Annotated in this window: 16 protein-coding genes; 3 read left to right on the top strand and 13 right to left on the bottom strand. The window is 46.7% G+C overall.

The annotated features are described in order from the left end of the window. Positions 1–395, top strand: a 395-nt coding sequence (locus Q0257_RS00925; protein WP_298020397.1) for an autotransporter domain-containing protein, incomplete at its 5' end; no start/stop codon positions are given. Positions 396–1,397: 1,002 nt separating this feature from the next. Here Q0257_RS00925 and Q0257_RS00920 read toward each other — a convergent pair. The 10 genes from Q0257_RS00920 to mqnE all read right to left on the bottom strand — a co-directional run bounded on the left by Q0257_RS00920 (position 1,398) and on the right by mqnE (position 12,993). Next, the gene (locus Q0257_RS00920) at positions 1,398–2,072 is read right to left on the bottom strand and encodes a methionine ABC transporter permease (protein ID WP_298020394.1); all 675 of its coding nucleotides are present in this window, start codon (positions 2,070–2,072) and stop codon (positions 1,398–1,400) included. A gap of 263 nt (positions 2,073–2,335) precedes the next feature. Further along, entirely contained in the window at positions 2,336–4,171 is a 1,836-nt protein-coding gene (locus Q0257_RS00915) for a menaquinone biosynthesis decarboxylase (protein ID WP_298020391.1), read from the bottom strand. 9 nt (positions 4,172–4,180) lie between these two features. Continuing rightward, entirely contained in the window at positions 4,181–5,170 is a 990-nt protein-coding gene (locus Q0257_RS00910; RefSeq protein ID WP_298020388.1) for a hypothetical protein, read from the bottom strand. After that, on the bottom strand, positions 5,170–6,018 hold the full coding sequence (locus Q0257_RS00905) for a hypothetical protein (protein WP_298020386.1): 849 nt from the start codon (positions 6,016–6,018) through the stop codon (positions 5,170–5,172). Before Q0257_RS00905 ends, Q0257_RS00910 begins: the two co-directional genes overlap by 1 nt. A 2-nt stretch (positions 6,019–6,020) precedes the next feature. Then, positions 6,021–8,018, bottom strand: a complete 1,998-nt coding sequence (metG, locus tag Q0257_RS00900; protein ID WP_298020383.1) for a methionine--tRNA ligase — start codon at positions 8,016–8,018, stop codon at positions 6,021–6,023. A gap of 46 nt (positions 8,019–8,064) precedes the next feature. After that, the gene (locus Q0257_RS00895) at positions 8,065–8,766 is read right to left on the bottom strand and encodes a type II secretion system protein (RefSeq protein WP_298020380.1); all 702 of its coding nucleotides are present in this window, start codon (positions 8,764–8,766) and stop codon (positions 8,065–8,067) included. Between the two features lie 27 nt (positions 8,767–8,793). After that, the gene (locus Q0257_RS00890; protein WP_298020377.1) at positions 8,794–10,020 is read right to left on the bottom strand and encodes a hypothetical protein; all 1,227 of its coding nucleotides are present in this window, start codon (positions 10,018–10,020) and stop codon (positions 8,794–8,796) included. A gap of 111 nt (positions 10,021–10,131) precedes the next feature. Continuing rightward, positions 10,132–10,581 (bottom strand): phosphoribosyltransferase family protein, encoded by a 450-nt coding sequence (locus Q0257_RS00885; protein ID WP_005871628.1) that lies wholly within the window; start codon positions 10,579–10,581, stop codon positions 10,132–10,134. Positions 10,582–10,596: 15 nt separating this feature from the next. Continuing rightward, positions 10,597–11,892 carry an NCS2 family permease gene (locus tag Q0257_RS00880; protein WP_177386696.1) on the bottom strand — a complete coding sequence of 432 codons (1,296 nt, stop codon included), beginning with the start codon at positions 11,890–11,892 and terminating at the stop codon, positions 10,597–10,599. A gap of 18 nt (positions 11,893–11,910) precedes the next feature. Continuing rightward, positions 11,911–12,993, bottom strand: coding sequence for an aminofutalosine synthase MqnE (gene mqnE, locus Q0257_RS00875; RefSeq protein ID WP_298020374.1), 1,083 nt, complete (start codon positions 12,991–12,993; stop codon positions 11,911–11,913). Positions 12,994–13,134: 141 nt separating this feature from the next. Here mqnE and glmS point away from each other — a divergent pair, with 141 nt between their 5' ends. Then, the gene (glmS, locus tag Q0257_RS00870) at positions 13,135–14,952 is read left to right on the top strand and encodes a glutamine--fructose-6-phosphate transaminase (isomerizing) (protein ID WP_298020372.1); all 1,818 of its coding nucleotides are present in this window, start codon (positions 13,135–13,137) and stop codon (positions 14,950–14,952) included. 60 nt (positions 14,953–15,012) lie between these two features. Beyond that, positions 15,013–16,146: a hypothetical protein gene (locus tag Q0257_RS00865; protein ID WP_298020369.1), complete on the top strand. Its 1,134-nt coding sequence runs from the start codon at positions 15,013–15,015 to the stop codon at positions 16,144–16,146. A 573-nt stretch (positions 16,147–16,719) separates the two neighbouring features. Here Q0257_RS00865 and Q0257_RS00860 read toward each other — a convergent pair. The 3 genes from Q0257_RS00860 to Q0257_RS00850 all read right to left on the bottom strand — a co-directional run bounded on the left by Q0257_RS00860 (position 16,720) and on the right by Q0257_RS00850 (position 18,379). Beyond that, the gene (locus Q0257_RS00860) at positions 16,720–16,866 is read right to left on the bottom strand and encodes a hypothetical protein (RefSeq protein WP_298020366.1); all 147 of its coding nucleotides are present in this window, start codon (positions 16,864–16,866) and stop codon (positions 16,720–16,722) included. Next, positions 16,850–18,016, bottom strand: coding sequence for a tRNA guanosine(34) transglycosylase Tgt (gene tgt / locus Q0257_RS00855; protein WP_298020363.1), 1,167 nt, complete (start codon positions 18,014–18,016; stop codon positions 16,850–16,852). The genes Q0257_RS00860 and tgt overlap by 17 nt, the downstream gene beginning before the upstream one ends. Before the next feature lie 162 nt (positions 18,017–18,178). Then, the gene (locus tag Q0257_RS00850; protein WP_298020360.1) at positions 18,179–18,379 is read right to left on the bottom strand and encodes a transcriptional regulator; all 201 of its coding nucleotides are present in this window, start codon (positions 18,377–18,379) and stop codon (positions 18,179–18,181) included. Positions 18,380–18,678: the final 299 nt, after the last annotated feature.

Here is an 18,678-nt window from a genome sequence, read left to right as displayed (position 1 = left end):
TTGATCTAAGCCAAAGTAATAAACTAGACGTTTATACTAAATGGCTATATGCTTATACCGATGATGCAGATGCCTCTATAAGCTCGGGCGAGAGATATCACTTTGATAGCGTTACATCTAATAGGCTAAGAGCGGGTCTAAGAGATACTATAAATTTAAAAGATGAGCATAACCTATACTTTGGAGGCGCTTATGAGTATGAGTTTAGCGGAGATGCTAAAGCATCTACTATGGGACTTGACGCTCCTAAGCCTAGCTTAAAAGGCTCTACCGGAGTATTTGAAGCTGGCTATAAGTATGAGAGTAAAAACCTTATCCTTAGCCTAGGAGGCAAGGGCTACGTAGGCAAGACAAGAGGCGGTGCTATCAATGCAGGATTTGAGATTATGTTTTAAATTTTAAGGGGCAAGCAAGCTGAACTTATAAATTTATAAAATTTCAAATCCTATACTTAAAATTTCAGGGGCGAGAGATTTCTCTCCCCTTTTTAAATTTAGACACTACGCACTAGATAAATTTCATAGCTTCGCTCTTATGCGATAACGATCTTATTAAACACGCCGTATCCGCTCTCATAAAATTTTACCGAAAGCGGCGTAAGGCAATTTATTGAATTCTACAAATTTAAAAATTCCTCAATAAGAAAGAATTTAGGCTCAATTCACAAAGGAATTTCATAGTCTGCTTTATGTTTAAAGAACTGGCGCAATCTTAGGTTCTTTTATCAAAGCCAAAAAGCTTGTCAAAGCGGCAATACCATCATTATTGGCTTTTATTGCTAAGGCCAGTGCCTTTTATTTATATCCTGCGCTTTATATTTTAAAAGTAGCTACGAAATTTTGCAGTAAAAGTGAAATTATATAAGAAAGATCCCGCAAAACCTAAAATTATAAAATTTTAAAACTGCTTGTCTTAGAATTTATAAGCAAAATTTCGTAAGGTCTAAATTTTTAAAATTTTAAAATTCCGTGCCTTAGAATTTCAAATTTCAACTTACGCTTCTCATTAAGATTTAGGCTAAATTTAAATTTTAGACAATGAAATTTTAAAATTCTGCGCCTAAATCTTGCCTGTGAATTTTAAAATTACCCAGCGCAGTTTTGATCGTTCGCTTCAAAGATGCGACCTGTTATAAAACTACGCGAAACAAGTCTTAGCACGAGCTTTGCTTTAGCTACACAAAGCCTAAAATTTAAACCTTGATGGTAGGTAAATCTATCTGCTTACGATTATAGAATTTTAAGCGGTATTCATAGCGTTGCAAACCTACATTTTTATAATTTTATAGTTTGGTAAACGGGTTATACAAACGAACGATCTATAAGTTTAAGAGCTACTTTTCGCAATTTTATACTAATAGAAAATGTTTGATATCTCGTTAAGCTATGGATTTAAGCCTACTTTTTCGTAATTTTATAGAGTAAATTTCCTATGCTTTGGATTATCTGCACGAGTACGATCAGTATCACGACGGTGTATGCCATTATATCGGGACGGAAGCGCTGAAAGCCGTAGCGGATCGCCACGTCGCCGAGCCCACCGCCTCCGACCGTGCCCGCCATCGCCGTAAATCCGATGATGACGATAAGCGTCAGAGTAATCGCGCCGATGATGCTAGGCAGCGCCTCGACGAACATTACGCGAAAGATAATCTGCGTCTTGCTCGCCCCAAAGCTCTTCGCCGCCTCAATTACGCCGCTATCGACCTCCAGTAGCGCGCTTTCGATGAGCCGCGCGATAAAGGGTGCCGAGCCGATAGTAAGCGGCACGATCGCCGCAGTGGTACCGATACTTGTGCCAATGAAGAGCTTTGTAAGCGGAAAGAGCACGATCAGCAAAATTATAAACGGGAAGCTTCGCAGCGTGTTTATCACGACGTCCAGCACGGCGTAAACGATGCGGTTTTCGCACAGCCCGCCGCGACGCGTAAGGATAAGCACGATCGCGAACACGAGCCCCAAAATAAACGCCAAAGCCGTGCTTACGAAGGTCATATACAGCGTCTCCAGCGTCGCGTTTAGTAGCAGCTTTGGAATCACTCCGCTAAAAAAATTTTGTATCCACTCTATCATTTATGTCCTTTCATTTTGTGCTTGCTTGCGCTATACCAGGCTTTTGCGCCGCTTTAAAATTTTTTGAAATTTTAAAATTTCGCTGCAGCAAATTTTACGCCTTAAAATTTTAGCCTTCGCGAAGCGGTAAATTTTATGAAATTTTACCGCTTAGGGTCCGTAAATTTAAACAAAATTCCGTCTAAATTTAACGCGCGATCGACCTTTAAAACCAAAGCTAAATTTTAAAATTTCAAATCCGCACAAAATTCCGCCCCGTGTCCTCAAAAAATTTCAAATTTCTTAAATAGCTCGGACTCATCTTGCACGATGCCGCGCGCTATGAGGCTTGCTACGACTTCGCGGCTGCAAAGCGTCTCCTGCGGCCACCGGCGCGTATAGCCCTCCCACTCGTGCTTGCTCGTAGCGTCGATGCAGATGCGATCGTCCTGTGCCACAAACACGTCGCGCAGCGCATCGATGCTATTTACGACGCGCCAAACGCTCATATAGAGGTTGCTCGCGTCGTTTCTCGCATCGGTAAAAATCAAAATTTTAAAATTCTCGCTAAATTTTAAAAGCCGCCGCCAGCTACGCTCTACGAGCTCTTTTTTGTCTATGTTTATCAGCACGAGCGGGTTTTTCGTATCACAAAAGTGCTGTTTAAGCGCTAAAATAGCGGGCTCCTCGCTTCGAAATTTCGCTAGCAGCTCCTCATCGCTTAAAATTTGCGGCGCCTGCGAGCTTAGATCAACCGTCGCATCGATGCCGAGCTTGCCGCCGAAGCAGGAGTTCGGGCTTGCGTGATCGAGCTGATCGCACACCCCCTCGCTAAAAACGAGGCTGCGCGCACCTATGCGGTTTAGGACATACTTCGTAAGCGCCTCATACTCATCTAAGCTCGGCGCGTCTTGCGGCACGAAAACGGCGTGTTTTACGAAGCTCATCTGCCCCACGCCCCAAAACGCGTGCATGATCTGTTTGGCGGCAGCGGGGTAGCGCACGGCGATCTTAGCCAAAATCAGATTATGAAATACGCCGTTTTCGGGCATTTTATAATCGATCAGATCGGGCGCGCTCGTGCGAAATAGCGGCAAAAAGATCCGCTCGGTCGCGTATCCCATAAATTTATCCTCAAGCGGCGGCTTGCCGACGACGGTGGCGTGAAATATGGGCGCGCGCTTGTGCGTGATCGCGCTAACCTCCATTACAGGGAAGGGCTCTACCGGCGTATAATATCCCGTGTGATCGCCGAAAGGTCCCTCCGACTCGCTTACGGCGGGATCGACAAAGCCCTCGATCACGTAGTCCGCGCCCTCTGGAACGTAAATTTCATTCGTAAGCGATTTTACGAGGCGAGCGGGGCTGCGGCGGATAAAGCCGTAAAGCAGCAGCTCAAAAATCCCCTTTGGCAGCGGCGCCTGAGCGCACCAGATATAGAGTGGATCGCCGCCGATCGCCACGGATACGGGCATCTTGCGCCCCGCTTTGCGGTATTCGTCGAAAAAGCCCGCACCGTCTTTGTGTATCTGCCAGTGCATCCCCAGGCGGTCGCGCCCGTAAATTTGCAGGCGATACATGCCGAGATTTTGCGTTTGCGAGTTCAGATCCTTCGTATAGACCTGCCCCATCGTGATAAACGCGCCGCCATCATTCTCCCAGGTCTTAAGAACTGGAAGCTCGCCCAAATCGACGTCAGCGCCCAGATGCACGACCTGTTGGCACTCTCCGCGACCGCTAAGACGCTTTACAAAAATTTTACGAAGCGAGATTAAGTGCGCCAAAAAATCAAGCTTTTCGCTAAAACTTTGTGGACGTTTCGGCTTTAGCAGGCTCTCTATCTCGGCGGCGATCTCGTCAGGTTCGCGACCGAGGATTAAATTTAACGCCTCGAAGGAGCCGAAAATATTGGTTAGCACCGGCGACATCCGTTTGCCCTGCGCGTTTCGCACGTTCGTAAAAAGCAGCGCCTGCGAGTGCTCCTTTTTGACCTCGATGTAACTTGCGTGCGCTATCTCAAGCTCCGTGCCGATCTGCTCCTTCACCTCGCGCAAAAGCCCGTTTTCATAAAGCCTCTTTATCCAAAAATTTCCGTTTAAAATTTCACTCAAGCTCTGCATCTTCCGCCTTTAAAAAAATAGATTTTTTTCTTGCGGTTTTTGATTTAGAAGCTGCAAGATCGCGCTTTTTTCCGCAAAAACAAGCGCGTAGTGAAACTCCGGCAGACTCTTTAGCGCGCTTAGCTTATTGAAGCGAAAGTCGATCTTAACGCCGTCTAGGCGATCCTCCCAGCTAGCGCAGACGATAATTTTTTCGCGGAATTTTGCCCGCAAAAACTCCGCCTCGCGCGCAAAAAGCTCAGGATCGCTCTCGGCGATAAAGGCGCGATAGCTGCCGCCAAGCGAGCTAACGTTAAAAAATCGATCCACAAAAATCGGCTCGAAATGGCCGAATGCGCTTAAGTTTTGAAATTTAAAGGGTATGTTTTTGCGCGAGAGATACTCGATCACGCCGCATAGCTCGGGCAAAAACAGCTGCGGAAAGATTAAATTTGAATAATAAAGCCCGCCGAAAACGAAGCTGCTGTAAAATATCGAGCCGCCGTAAAGCAGCCTAAAATCGTCGCTTGCGGGGATCCGGACGGGCGAGATACCGAGGCTTTGCAAAAGCTCGGCGTCGGTGGTGAAGTAGATATTTTTCTCTTTGGCATTCATCAGACTGATGAAAAGCTCGCCCTTGCTGCGCGGCGCAAACATCAAATTTTTCGGCACGCTCGTGTAGCGCAAGATCTCGCTTTGCACCTCGTTTATCAGCACGAAGCCGTGCCGCCACGTCTCGCCCAGAAATTTTATCAGCCGCACGAGCGCCGAGCATAAATTTTCAACCCTAATAAAGGCAATCTCGTCGTTAAGCGGCTTGAAATTATTATCGAAAATTATCGCGTACGCGCCGTTATCGATCGCGGTGCGCACGTCGCGCTCGTTTGCGCCGAGCGCTATGAAAGCGCTCTTTTTCGCGACCTTTGCGGGCTCGATCGCAAAGCTCTCGACAGCGGAGATTGCGGGATTATTTAGCATCGTTCCGTTTACGATGCGGGTTAAATTTAATAAATTTACCATTACGACTTCCCTGCGGCAGAGCTTTTAAGAGGCGCGCTCTTTGCGGCGCGACGTGACTGCTTTGCGGTAGATGCGGAGATTGCGCCGGATGCGGCGGCCTCTTTTGCGGCGATTACGGCAGGCGTAGCAGTACCTTTTGCGATGCGGCGAGATTTTGCGTTCTGAGAGGTGCTTTTAGCCGCTGCCGATTTTACGCTAGCTGCGGAAATTTTATTTTGCGCGGCGCTTTTTATAGATGCGTATTTTGCGACAGATGGCGATTTTGCCGTGGATGTAGAGGCTGCACTTGCTACGATACTTTTAGCGGTCGATGCAGTTTTTGCGACAGATGCAGGTTTTTTAGCGAGCGGGGATTTTTTTGCGGGTGCGCTTTTTGTCACTGCATTTTTTTTAGCATGGGCGTTTTTGGAAAATGAGGTGTCCTTTTTAATGCTCGCGCTAGAAAGACCTGCCGTGCGCTTTCTGCGCGACGAGGCGCTTGCTTTAGAGCTCTCGTCATCCGCGCTTGCATATTTTTTCGTGCGCTCATCTGTAAATTTATCGGTGCGTGAAAACGAGCGCACGACCGCGCGCGCGCCGAGTTTTGCACATTTTAAAGCGGCAGACTTCGACAGCTCGCAAATGCCGAATGTTAAAATTTTACGCGCCGCAAATTTTAAAGCAACCCCCGCACCGAGTTTCAGCGCCAAAGGCGTGGCGCATACAAGCCCGCCCGCGCCGATCTTTGCGGCAAGGCCGCAGCTGCGGCAAAGCTTTAAAATTTTATCCGAAGCACCGCTTTTTTGCACGCAGAGCCCGGTCGCGCCGTATATAGCGAGCTTCGAAGCCTTGCGCGCTAGAGCCTTCATCGCTAACCTACGATTGCGCCGTTTTTTACGGGTGCTAGAGTGCTAAGCAGCGTAAGGCTGCCGTCCTCGGCGCTTAAAATCATACCCTCGCTGCTATGTTTAAAAATTTTAGCAGGTTTTAAATTTGCCAGCACGCAGATCTGCTTGCCGACAAGCGCGGTGGGATCGTAAAATTTAGCGATACCGCTTATGATTTGACGCGGCTTCTCCTCGCCCAAATCGATCATAAATCGCAACAACTTCTCGCTGCCCTCAATGTTTTCGCACTCCAAAATCGTGCCGACTTTGATAACGCATTTTTTAAAATCATCGATTTTAATCTGCGCTTCAGATGTCGCGCCTTGGGCTTCTTGCGCCGTAGCATTCGAGCTGGAAGCGTTTGCGTTTAAATTTGGTGCGCCTTTTACCGCGGCGTCTGCGCCCGAACAGCTTGCAGAATTTACAGCGCCGTCCAGTCTATCGTAGTCCGCCTTCGGCATTAGCTCGTGATCAATCTTGGTAAAAAGCGGCTCGCACGGCTTAGCTTTAAAATCTAAAATTTCGCCGCGAAGTACTAGCTTCTCATAAAGCGGAGTGGATATTTCAAAGCCCAGAGTGTCCGCGATACATGCCGCTGTCTGCGGCATCGCGGGGCTTAGTAGCACGGCGACCTTAGCCAGAATATTTGCAACCAATGCGACGAGAGCCAGCGCCTTAGCCTGCTCGCCGTTTTTCATCAAATTCCACGGCTCGTATTTTGCGATCGAAGCGTTCGCAAGAGCAAGTGCCCTCCAAAGCTCTTCCAAGTATCTATTGGTAGCGACCTCCTCAAGCGCGCTAAGCGCGGCGCTCAGATAGGAGTTTGCCTCCTCTATCTCGGCGGTAAAAAATTTCATAACATCTTTAGAATTTATGATGTAATCCGAGTATTTCGCGCTCATGCCGACGATGCGGCTGAGTAGATTTCCAAGCTCGTTGGCAAGCTCGGAATTTACGCGGTTGATGATCGCTTTTTGCGAAAAATCGCCGTCTTGGCCGAACGGTACCTCGCGCAGCAAGAAATACCTAAACTGCTCCAGCCCATAGGCGTTTGCGACCTCGCGCGGATCCACGACGTTGCCAAGGCTTTTGCTCATCTTTTTGCCGTCACGCGTCCACCAGCCGTGAGCTGCGATGCTGCGCGGCATATTTAGTCCCAGGCTCATCAAAAACGCAGGCCAATAAACGGCGTGAAAGCGCAAAATATCCTTACCTACGATATGCAGCGCGTCGCTCCAATACTCCATCCGCTCGCCGCCCGCACAAAATCCGAGCGAACTAAGGTAATCCATCAGCGCGTCCAGCCAGACGTAAATCACGTGCTTCGGATCGTTCAGTTCGGGCGGAATTTTAACGCCCCAATCAAAACCCGTTCGCGTGATCGAAAGATCCTTCAAACCGCTTTTTACGAAGCTTACGACCTCGTTTTTTTTGCCTAGGGGAAGGATGCACTTTTCATCCTCGTACCATTTTAAAAGTCTGTCTGCATAGGCGCTAAGTCTGAAAAAATAGCTCTCCTCTTTTAAAATTTTAGTCTTTTTGCCGCAGTCGGGGCAATACTCGCCGTCGATTAGCTGAGCGGAAGGAAAAAAACTCTCGCAGCTTACGCAGTAGTTGCCCTCGTATTCGCCCTTATAAATGTCGCCCTTTTCATACATCTTGCGAAATACGTTTTGCACCGCCGCCTCGTGCGCGGCATCGGTAGTGCGCGAAAACATATCATAGCTGATGTCAAACTCGTCCCACAGGTCTTTAAATTTAGCGCTCACGCCGTCTGCGTATTGCTTCGGGCTTTTGCCGTGCTTGGCTGCGGCCTCCTCGATCTTTTGGCCGTGCTCGTCGGTGCCCGTTTTAAAAAACACCTCGTGTCCTTGCAGGCGGTAAAATCTAGCCATCGTATCGGCGATGATCGTCGTGTATGCGTGACCGATGTGCGGGACGTCGTTTACGTAATAAATCGGCGTCATTATGTATTTTTTCATTATTCTCCTTGCGCTTACTTAAATTTGAGTAAAAATTTTATTAGTCCTATTGCGCGGCTGTGCCGGTATTAGAATTTAGCGTGTATCTTACGTATCCGGTCTCAGGCTCGATAGTAATACTAGCGGTCTCTCTCGCATCATTGGTAAGCGTGATGACGCATGGATTTTGTCCTACAAAAAGCCTATCATAAGGCACTGTAGAGTCGGCTACTTGTCCCATAGGACGTCCATATGAGTCAAAGACTATAGTTTGATTAGTAGGGGCTCCGCAATTAGCAAATGTGATATTTCTAATATTGTAAGTTTTTGTAAGATTTAGCTTCTTATTAATCCTCTCGGCATTTCTATTCATCGCCTGATTTTGAAAGCCGGCACTCAAAATTTTATTTGGATTTTGTGGATCTATGGCAAAATCGACTCTTGATAGATCAGACAGATCCGCACTACCGTTAGGATTACCGCTCATAGTGCTATCATAATACACCGTGTAAGTCCAGCCCTCCGCACTTCCTTTGGCGTTGGTATAACTAAATTGAATTCTCCAAAGTTTTTTAAACCAATTCGGATCGCCGGGATCGAATTTATTATCGTTCATCGCAAGCTGCTGCGTGTAACGAATATGAGCAGCGACTTGATCCGCCGCCTCCACCAAACTGTTTCGATTGATTTGAGGCACCGCCACCGCCGCTAGAATTCCAACCACCACGATGATGAAAATCAGCTCTATCATAGTAAATGCTTTTTTCATAATTTTTACCTTTCATAAAAATTTTGTTTATATTTTAACATAAAATTTCGCAATTCGCACGCTTCGCTTGTAAATATCTATATTTTGTATCGAATTTTTATGATCCGAGACATATTCCGGCTTATCCGCATAGATAAAAGCGCTGTCTCCGCTAGGCAGTCCGTAAAATTTTAGGCGCAGGCAGAGCCTCTCGTCTTCGCAGCTTACGCTTTTTACTCCGCGATTTTTTAACTCACTTGCCAGCTGCCTAGCTACGTCGAATTTATAGATAAAATGCCGCTGCGGTTTGTTTGCGAACATCGCCTCATACATCACATCGCTAAAAATCACAGCAAAATAGCTCACCGCTAAGCTTACCAGCGTCACACCCACAGCGATCTTGTGAAAGGTGCGAAATTTAGGCAATCTAACGCGGTATGAGTTAAACAAAACCCGAATGATCAAAGGCGTAGCGATGACGCAATACGGCAGCATCATCTCAAGTGGCACGCGCTGTCTTAGAGAAAAAAGCATCGTCAGACAAAGCGCACTTGTAGCGATGAACCACAGCAGGCTTTTTTCCTCTTTGATCCAAATTCTATAGATCGTGTAGATGAAAAATAAAAACACTAAAGGCGAAAACGCGCCCGCAAAAACGCCCACGGTATCTAAAAAATATCCCTTCGGCTTGCCCTCCGAGCTTACGTCGTAAAAGATCACGCTGAAGCTAAATAGCGCTATGCAAAGTAGCAAAAGCTCCTTTTTGCGCGTATAAAGCGCCCAAATTCCAAAGCCTACGTAGAGCATAAAAAACGCTCGGTCGATCAGGGCACAAACGGACAGAAGCACGAAAAGCGCGATATTGTATTCGCTCTTTGCAAAATAGATCGCCAGCAGCGTGAAAAAAACGATGATGCCCGCGGGATTTAGCAAGATCGCGCTACTCATCGATGCAGGAAGCGCCATAAATAGCGCCGTAGCGACTACTCTATCGAAGCGACGCTTTAGAATAAATTTTGAAATTTTATAGATCATCGCGGCGTTTGCGAAGTGGATCAAAATAAACGGCACGCGCAAGGCGTAGTCGTTGCGCCCGAAAATTTCGCAGCTTAAATTTGCGATTAGCGAAACGAGGGATTTTTTCTCATAAAAAATTTCGGCCTCGTAGTAGCTGATGCTTAAATTTGAGATTGCATAAAGCAGAAATATGCCCTGAAACAGGCACATTATAGAGATTACGAAAATTTCGTTTTGATAAAGCTTCTTCACTCTCATCCTTGCTGCGGGCGCTTTAAATTTACGACCTAAATTTTACGACCGAAATTTATAAAATTTAAGCCGCCGAATCATTTAAAATTTAGCCGCTAAATTTAACCGCGCGCCGCTTCATTCCTCTATCGTATAATTTTCCCAAAAGAAATTTATCCACTCATCCGTCTTTGAAATTTTAAAATCGGGCTGGATAAGCGCCTTGGGTTTGTAAAAAATCACCGCGGTTTTAAGCTCTATTTGCGGGAATTTCTCCAGCAGCACGCGCTTGATCTCGACCATACTGTCGCCGCTGTCGATGATATCGTCCACCAGAAGTACGCGCTTGTAAAGCTCCAGATCGGGCACGTTGAAAACGTCGATGGTGTCGAGCTTTTTGGTGTCTGCGTAGTGGATGGAATTTATCGAAAATATCGTCCGCATATCAAGCGCATTGGCTAGCGCGTGACCGAATGTGAGCCCGCCTCTAGCGATCGCCACGATTGCATCGGGCATAAATTCGTCCCTAACCTGCTTTGCTATAACTCTTGCGTCGCGATCCATCTCGTCAAAACTATAAAATCTCATATCTTTCCTTAAAATTTAATGCATTAAAAATACTAAAACGCTAATCGCGCCAAGCGTCAAAACGCCGAAATTTAAATCTTTTATCCTGCGCTGAGCGAGTCTAACTACGATATAAGCAATAAAGCCGAAGCTTAAGCCGTTGGTGATCGAGTAGGTAAAAGGCATCAAAAACACTATGAAAAACGCAGGGATTAAAATTCCAGCGTCGCTATAATCGATCTTGCCAAGCTCGCTAAACATCAAAACCCCGACCATTACGAGGATCGGATAGATTGCATTTGCGGGGATTGCCTTAAATAGCGGCAACATAAACAGCGTCAGCACGAAAAATATAGCGCAAAATACCGCCGTTAGCCCCGTGCGGCCGCCCGCCTCCACGCCGCTGGCGCTTTCGGCAAATGCAGTGACCGTGCTCGTTCCTATAACAGCGCCTGCAACGCTTCCTATCGCATCGGAGGTTAAATTTCTAGATAGTTTTTTCATGCCGTCTTTGCTATTCTCTCCAAAAAGTCCCGCGCGGTTTCCCACGCCGGTTAGAGTACCGATGCTATCGAATAGATGCGTAACGAAAAATGTAATTATAAAAGGCACGAACGCAAGCTTTAGCGCTCCGGGGATATCTAGCTTAGCAAATATCGGCGTTATGCCGCTTGGCGCGCTTACTATGCCATGAGGTGCGGGCGAAATTCCAGCCACCCACGCAACGCACGAAGTAATCAAAATGCTTAAGATAAACGCCGCCTTGATTCTAAGTACGAAAAGCACCAGCACGACCGCTAAGCCTAAAATTCCAAGTAAAACGTTTAGATCTTTTAAATTTCCTAAAGTTACTAGCGTCGCCTGACTAGGCGCGATGACGCCCATCTGTTTAAGTCCGATAAAGCAGATGAAAGCCCCGATACCCGCACTTATGGCGCGACGCAGATCAAGCGGGATAGATTTGATAACCCAAACGCGAAAATTGGTAAACGAAAGCACGGTAAAAAGTGCCCCGCTTATCGCTACGATGCCAAGTGCGCTCTGCCACGGCATCTTCGCATCCACGCACAACGCAAAGGTAAAATACGCATTTAGCCCCATGCCGACGCTAAGCGCTACGGGGGTATTTGCAAAAAGCCCGTTAAATAATGTCGCGATTATCGTAATAAGCGCGGTTGCCGTAACCAGCGCATCAAACGGCATGCCTGCGATGCTCATAATGTTAGCGTTTACCGGCACGATGTAAATCATCGCCAAAAACGTAGTAAGCCCTGCGATAAGCTCCTGCCTTACCGACGTTTTTGCCGCGGCGAGATGAAAGAATTTCTCCACTTGCTCCTCCTTTAGAATTTATTCGTAAATTTCGATCTGATTATACAAACTATCGCGCTCGACCGGCACAAAGCCTGCGGTGCCGATCATATCGATAAAATCGCGCTTGCTCTGCCCTTTTTTGCTGCCGGCGCCGGCGCTGCTTTGAATGCTTTCGTTCTCGATCGTGCCGTCAAGATCGTCCGCGCCAAAATCCTGCGCTACAAGGGCTAAGCTTAACGTCGAGGTCGCCCAGTAAGCCTTTATGTGCGTGACGTTATCAAGCAGAATTCTACTAATTGCGATCGTTTTTAAAATTTCGACCGAGCCCAAAAAGCCCTTCACGTCCAGGTAGTTGTTCTCGCGCTGATACACGAGCGGGATGAAGGCGTTGAAACCGCCGCCGTTAGCGCGAGAGAGGCTCTCATCTTGCAGCGCGCGGATGCGCAAGATGTGATCGATGCGGTGAGCGCGGCTTTCGATATGTCCAAAGAGCATCGTGGCGTTGCTCTGACGCCCGCGCGCATGCCACAGCGAGTGGATACGTAGCCACTGCTCGCTTGAGACCTTGCCTTTGCAAATTTGATCCCTGATCTGCTCGTCAAAAATTTCGGCGCCGCCCCCGGGCATCGAATCCACGCCGCTTTGCATCATCAGCTCTATCGTCTCTTCGTAGCTCATCTTCCACTTTCGCCGCCAGTAATCGATCTCCGCCGCGGTCATCGCCTTGATATGCACAAGCGGATATTTTTGCTTTATCGCTTTGAAAATTCCCAAATATTGCTGCGGCGTAACGAACGGATTGTGCGAGCTTACGATATGAATCTCCTTCGTGCCGCGCGCTACGGTCTCGTCCACGATACGCATGATCTCATCATCGCTCATCGTGTAAGCGTTTTCGTTCTTGCGGTGCGCCGAAAATGCGCAAAATTTACAGGTATCTGCGCATAAATTCGAAGGATTGATATGACGATTTGCGTTGAAATAGACGTTTTTGCCGTTTTTTTCTTTGCGAATAGCAAAGGCGAATTTGCCCAGATCGAAAAGATCCAAATCCCATAATTTCACGCCGTCTTCGTAATTTAGTCTCTCGCCGCTTTGTAGTTTTTCTAAAATTTCCATCGATTTCCCAAGCCAAATTTTGTGCTAATTATATAATTTTTTGCTTACAAAACGGATAAGCGGACTAAATTTAGAGCCGAATTTCGTTAATTTAAAATAGCGTAGTAAAATGGGCGCCAAATTTTAAACAAGGAAAGCAAAATGTGTGGAATCGTAGGCTACATAGGAAATGCCGAAAAGAAAAAAATCATAATAAACGGACTGAAAGAACTCGAGTATCGCGGATACGACAGCGCGGGCCTTGCCGTGATGGACGAGAGTGCGAATATAAAGTATTTCAAAGCGGTCGGCAAGCTAAATAATCTCGAAGAAAAGATGAAAGATTTCACTTCGCAAGGCTTTGGCGTTGCGATCGGGCATACTCGCTGGGCGACGCACGGAAAGCCCACCGAGCTTAACGCGCATCCGCATTTTGGAGATTTTAGCTTCGTCGTGCATAACGGCATCATCGAAAACTACATCGAGCTAAAGGACGAGCTCGAAGCGGACGGCGTGAAATTTTTAAGCCAGACCGATACCGAAGTAATCGTGCATCTTTTTGAAAAAAATTTCAAGGCTAGTAACGACGCATTTAAGGCATATGAAGCTACAATTAAACGACTAAAAGGCGCATACGCTACGCTTTTAATCACCAAGGCAGCACCCGGAGAAATTTTCTTTGCTAAAAACGCAGCTCCGCTGATCGTCGCAAAAAACGATAAAAACGAAATTTTCTTTAGCTCCTCGGACGCTCCGCTCATCGGGCTTGCGAATACGGCTGCGTATCTGGACGATCAAATTTACGGCGTCGCCAAGCTCGGGCAAATCGACGTTTTTAAAAACTCTAAACCGCATAATTGCGCCTTTAGTGAGCTTCCGAAAGATAAAGGCTATGCGCAAAAAGAGGGCTTTAGATTTTTTATGGAAAAAGAAATTTACGAGCAAGCGCAAGTCGTAACCGAAGCGATGATGGGGCGCGTAATAAAGGGCGGCAAGATAAAATTTGACGAGCTTGATGCGGCGATGTTTGAGGGTATCGACGAGGTCGTGCTATGCGCCTGCGGCACGAGCTATCACGCCGCGCTCGTAAGCTCGTATCTTTTCGAGCGCATCGCTAAAATCCGCACGAAAGTGGAAGTCGCCAGCGAATTCCGCTATAAAGAACCATTTTTAAACAAAAATTCCTTATTTATCGTGATCTCGCAAAGTGGCGAGACCGCCGATACATTAGAGGCGCTGCATATCGCTAAAAAAGCCGGTCTTAGGACGCTTGCGATCTGCAACGTCGATAACAGCTCGATCGTGCGCATGGCAGGCAGCGTGATCCTCACCCGCGCAGGCATCGAAAAGGGCGTAGCCTCCACGAAGGCTTTTGCGACGCAGGTTATGGTGCTATGGATGTTTGTGGTGTATCTTGCAAATCTGCGCGAAGTCATCTCGGCGCGCATGAATTCCGCTGAAATTTCGGCGATGCTTCATATCCCGCAAATTTTAAAGATCAAAGACGGCTTGCAGGATAAAATTTACCGCATGAGCAAGCACTATCTGCACGGACACGGCTTTTTCTTTATCGGGCGCGATATTTTCTATCCGCTCGCTCTTGAGGGCGCGCTCAAGCTCAAAGAGATCTCCTATCTGCACGCCGAGGGCTATCCGAGCGGCGAGATGAAGCACGGACCGATCGCTCTTGCCGATTCTAATCTCTTTACGGTTGCGCTGATGCCAAAGCATTTGCTCTACGAAAAAACGAAAAGCAATGTCGAAGAGCTTGCCGCGCGCGATGCGTATATTTTAGCCATCAGCCCGGAAGAGCCAGAGATCGCGGATGATTTTATCAAAACGAGCGAGCAAAGCCACGCGATGAGCGAGTTTTTTGAGATGATGATAATTTTACAAATTCTAGCTCTTGAGATCTCCGTCAGACTTGGCAACGACGTGGATATGCCGCGAAATTTAGCCAAAAGCGTCACCGTAGAATAATCGTTTTTTAAGTTCATTTTGACTAATATTTCTCATTAAAAAATCGGGGAATGTTAGTATATGAGACTTATCGGATTTATCAGAGGTGAAAATGTCATAGTCGCCACGGGCGGGGTCGAGTATAGCTACGAAATGCTTGGCGAACGCGATCCTAGCCTAACCGACGGCGATGAGGTAAGCTTCGACACGCTAGCATCCAGTGCGATAAATATAAAGCGCGTCGAGGGCTCTAAATCCAAAGATCGCGTAACGCAAAAAGTAGCCCCACAGCCAAAAGAATCTGCAAAGCAAAACGATGAAATTTTTGGTGATAAGAATTCCGCAGAAAACAATGTATCCGAAGCGCCATCCTTTCAAAGCTCCACCGAAAATATCGCAGAGGATAAATCCGCCGTAAAAGAAGCGAAGGTCGCAAAAAAATTTAATAAATTTAAATTTAACCGCAAAGCCAAGCCTACGAGTGCAAAAAAACCGAAATTCTTTGGATTTGAGTTCGTCCAAACAGACGATCTGCGCACTACGCAAAGCGTCGAGAGTAAAATTTATACTTCATCTATCCGCAAGGAAGGGCTTAAATCCATAATCCTGCCCATAGTGCCGATAGTCATTATTTTGATATTCCGTTCGCAAATCGCAAGCATATTTCTATCTTTTTCGCAGATCGAAGCTTATGTCAATCAAGACACGGTTTATATGGTGATGGATCTGCTGATTTTCCTTAGTTTTGCGCTATTTTATCTGCTGCCGCTTAACCGCGCGATAAACCTGCTCTCCATAGCGACGCACGATCAATACCCAATGCGTCAAATGGCGAATTACAACGTCTTTATCATCTTGTGCGTCATCTCTACGATCCTGCAGGATAAGAGCCTGGGGTTGGATGAGTTCGAGCAGATTTTCATCTGCGGCGTGATCGGATTTGGGCTAATTTCGTTTTATTATAAGTTCAAGGCGTTTGCGTTTATGTTTTTCAAAACCGCAGGCTCGATCCTATTTGCTCCTGCGCTGCTCGTGGAGTTCGCAGCTATTATTTTCATCGGCATCGGCGACCGCTATACTGGCGCGTCGATGAAATTTATGGAGCTTACGGGGCTATTTTTTGCGAGCACGGCGTGGAGGTACATCATAATTTTTATCGTTATGTCGCCGCTTTATTTCCTTGGATTTTGTATGCTAAGGCGGATCAAAAAATAATTTTACAAAATTTTGCCGCAGATTTAGTTACGATGAAATTTTCTACTATGATAGAATTCTGCTCAAAATTTCATCGCAAAATTTAGCACGACGACAGAATTTAGCGGAAATTTGAACTTTATCAAAGTAAAATTCTACCGCATTGAAATTTTATCGCAATAAAATTCCGCAATTGTAGGCGCAGATCGCACGCCCTAAAGCAATATATGTCTTTTATACGCGTAACGCACGGCTTACAAAAATAACACTAATGCCTGCGAATTTCGATGCAATGTCCCCCTTTTATTTGACAAAAGCCATAGCAATTTTACATCGCGTCTGTAAAATCCTACCGCTAAATTCCATCTTTAAATCTCGCGCGCTCAGCACATATCGACGCAGAATTTTATCCACGCAATTCAGCGCAAAATTCAAAGCCAAATTTCACATCGCATTCTACGGCGAAATTCCAAGACATAGCTATATCATAATAAAATTTTGCCGAAATAAAATTCTAATCGATACGAAAGCCTAAGCTCAGAATTCAAATCAAATTTAAAGCTACAAGCTCCACGCTACGCAGCTCTTAAAATTTCACTGCCCAAATTTTGTCACGTTTAAATTTAGCCGTCCGCGCGCCGTATTAAAATTCCGCGCCTTCGCCGCAGCCACGGCGTAAAATTTGACTAGCACGTCAAATTTAAACGCCCTCGCCTGCTGAAATTTAATCTCGCGCCCCATTTTGTGCGGCGTAGAATTCCCGCCTAAACTCGGCAAACCGCCCGTGCACGATCGCCTCTCTCATATCCGCGGCAAGGCGCAGGTAGAAGTGTAGATTGTGAATGCTAGCGAGGCGGTAAAAGCTAAGCTCGCGCGCGCGAAATAGATGATTTAGATAGCCGCGGCTGAAGCGCTTGCACGTGTAGCAGTCGCAGTGCGGATCGATCGGATCGTGATCGCTGATAAAGCCCGCGTTTTTGATGCTAATCTTGCCGAAGCTCGCAAATAGCGTACCGTTGCGGGCGTTGCGCGTGGGCATCACGCAGTCGAACATATCCACGCCGCGAGCGACGTTTTCGACGAGATCCTCGGGCGTACCGACCCCCATCAAATATCGAGGGCGCGCCGCATCGACGTATGGCATCATAGCCTCTACCGTGTCGTACATCAGCTCGTTTTTCTCGCCCACGCTAAGCCCTCCGATCGCAAGCCCGTCGAAGCTCATCTCGCACAGCGCTTCGGCGCAAAATTTGCGCGCCTGTGGGTCGGTGCCGCCTTGTATGATACCGAAGATGTTTTGATGAGCGTGCAGGCCGCGAGATTTCATGGTCTCGTGATAATCTATCGCTTCGCGAGCCCATTTTATCGTGCGCGCAACGCTTAGATCGATACGCTTTTTAAGCCGCGATCTATCATCGCAGCTCAATGCGCCAGGATCGCGCGGCAGCTCCACCAAGTCATCTAAAATCATCATAATATCGGAGTTTAGCTCATACTGCGTATCTAGCACCGAGCGCGGCGTGAAATAATGCATACTGCCGTCGATATGGCTTTTAAATTTTATGCCGCCCTCGTCGTTTTTGGTGTTTGCACGCAAGCTAAAAGCCTGAAAGCCGCCGCTGTCAGTCAGAAAGCTGCGGGGAAATTTCGTAAATCCGTGCAGCCCGCCGAAGCCCGCCACTACCCGCGAGCCCGGTCGCAGATACATGTGATAGGTGTTGGCGAGGATGATCTGCGCACCCAGGAGCTGCTCTACGTCCGTCGCATCGAGCGCTTTGACCGCGCCCACGGTGCCGACCGGCATAAAAACGGGGGTGCGGATCGCGCTATGCGCCGTGCGGATCGTGCAGGCGCGCGCCGCGCCGTCCGCGGCGTCTATTTGAAATTCCATCTTGATCCTTTAAATTTAGCTTCTTGCGCGCACTCGGCGCAAAATTTTAAAAAGCGATTGTATCGAAATTTAAATTTGTGACAGGTAAATTAAGGAATTTTATAGTATTAAAGCCAAAATTTTAAGAATGCTGTGCAAACGAGCAACACAACGTCAATAAGATTAAAGAGCTTTCGTATTTTTATCTTTAGTTTCGTTTGAAAATTCTAAAAGCTTTTCGTAGCTTTTGCGCATATATTCGGTGGCATCGTCTATCGCAAGACCTTGCATGATAACGCGATATAAATTAGGTCGCGTCTTTTTCCAGTTCCTAAGCGTTTGCACATCGACGCCCAAATATCCGGCTATATCTCTTTTTGTCATTTTCGCCCCATTTTTTAAATTATAGACTATAAAAAAGAGGTTAAATTTCCAACAGCATAATATTTACTCTTTTTAAGATTATAAAGAATAAATATTATGCTTTATAAGTTTATATTTATATTATATTTAATATAATTCTAATCAAAAATTTTCACAGGAGTAGAAAATGAAGAAATTTATGATCATTTCTTGCCTACTAGTTTTTATATACGGTTGCGATGGCGATATAGAGGGGCAAAGTAACGAGGTAAAGGAGGTTAGACAGTTTCATGACGCCAATGGAGCGCTAGTGAGAGAAG

Origin of the sequence: uncultured Campylobacter sp., assembly GCF_938018035.1 — a bacterium.
Lineage (GTDB): Bacteria > Campylobacterota > Campylobacteria > Campylobacterales > Campylobacteraceae > Campylobacter_B.
Note: the sequence above shows the minus strand (reverse complement) of the source record. Positions and strands in the feature narration are given on the sequence as shown.

What these genes read in the sequence shown, in the direction of transcription:
- Q0257_RS00920 (WP_298020394.1), bottom strand. Translation starts at nt 2,072, where the DNA reads ATGATAGAGTGGATACAAAATTTTTTTAGCGGAGTGATTCCAAAGCTG.
- Q0257_RS00915 (WP_298020391.1), bottom strand. Translation starts at nt 4,171, where the DNA reads ATGCAGAGCTTGAGTGAAATTTTAAACGGAAATTTTTGGATAAAGAGG.
- Q0257_RS00910 (WP_298020388.1), bottom strand. Translation starts at nt 5,170, where the DNA reads ATGGTAAATTTATTAAATTTAACCCGCATCGTAAACGGAACGATGCTA.
- Q0257_RS00905 (WP_298020386.1), bottom strand. Translation starts at nt 6,018, where the DNA reads ATGAAGGCTCTAGCGCGCAAGGCTTCGAAGCTCGCTATATACGGCGCG.
- metG (WP_298020383.1), bottom strand. Translation starts at nt 8,018, where the DNA reads ATGAAAAAATACATAATGACGCCGATTTATTACGTAAACGACGTCCCG.
- Q0257_RS00895 (WP_298020380.1), bottom strand. Translation starts at nt 8,766, where the DNA reads ATGAAAAAAGCATTTACTATGATAGAGCTGATTTTCATCATCGTGGTG.
- Q0257_RS00890 (WP_298020377.1), bottom strand. Translation starts at nt 10,020, where the DNA reads ATGAGAGTGAAGAAGCTTTATCAAAACGAAATTTTCGTAATCTCTATA.
- Q0257_RS00885 (WP_005871628.1), bottom strand. Translation starts at nt 10,581, where the DNA reads ATGAGATTTTATAGTTTTGACGAGATGGATCGCGACGCAAGAGTTATA.
- mqnE (WP_298020374.1), bottom strand. Translation starts at nt 12,993, where the DNA reads ATGGAAATTTTAGAAAAACTACAAAGCGGCGAGAGACTAAATTACGAA.
- glmS (WP_298020372.1), top strand. Translation starts at nt 13,135, where the DNA reads ATGTGTGGAATCGTAGGCTACATAGGAAATGCCGAAAAGAAAAAAATC.
- Q0257_RS00865 (WP_298020369.1), top strand. Translation starts at nt 15,013, where the DNA reads ATGAGACTTATCGGATTTATCAGAGGTGAAAATGTCATAGTCGCCACG.
- Q0257_RS00860 (WP_298020366.1), bottom strand. Translation starts at nt 16,866, where the DNA reads ATGGGGCGCGAGATTAAATTTCAGCAGGCGAGGGCGTTTAAATTTGAC.
- tgt (WP_298020363.1), bottom strand. Translation starts at nt 18,016, where the DNA reads ATGGAATTTCAAATAGACGCCGCGGACGGCGCGGCGCGCGCCTGCACG.
- Q0257_RS00850 (WP_298020360.1), bottom strand. Translation starts at nt 18,379, where the DNA reads ATGACAAAAAGAGATATAGCCGGATATTTGGGCGTCGATGTGCAAACG.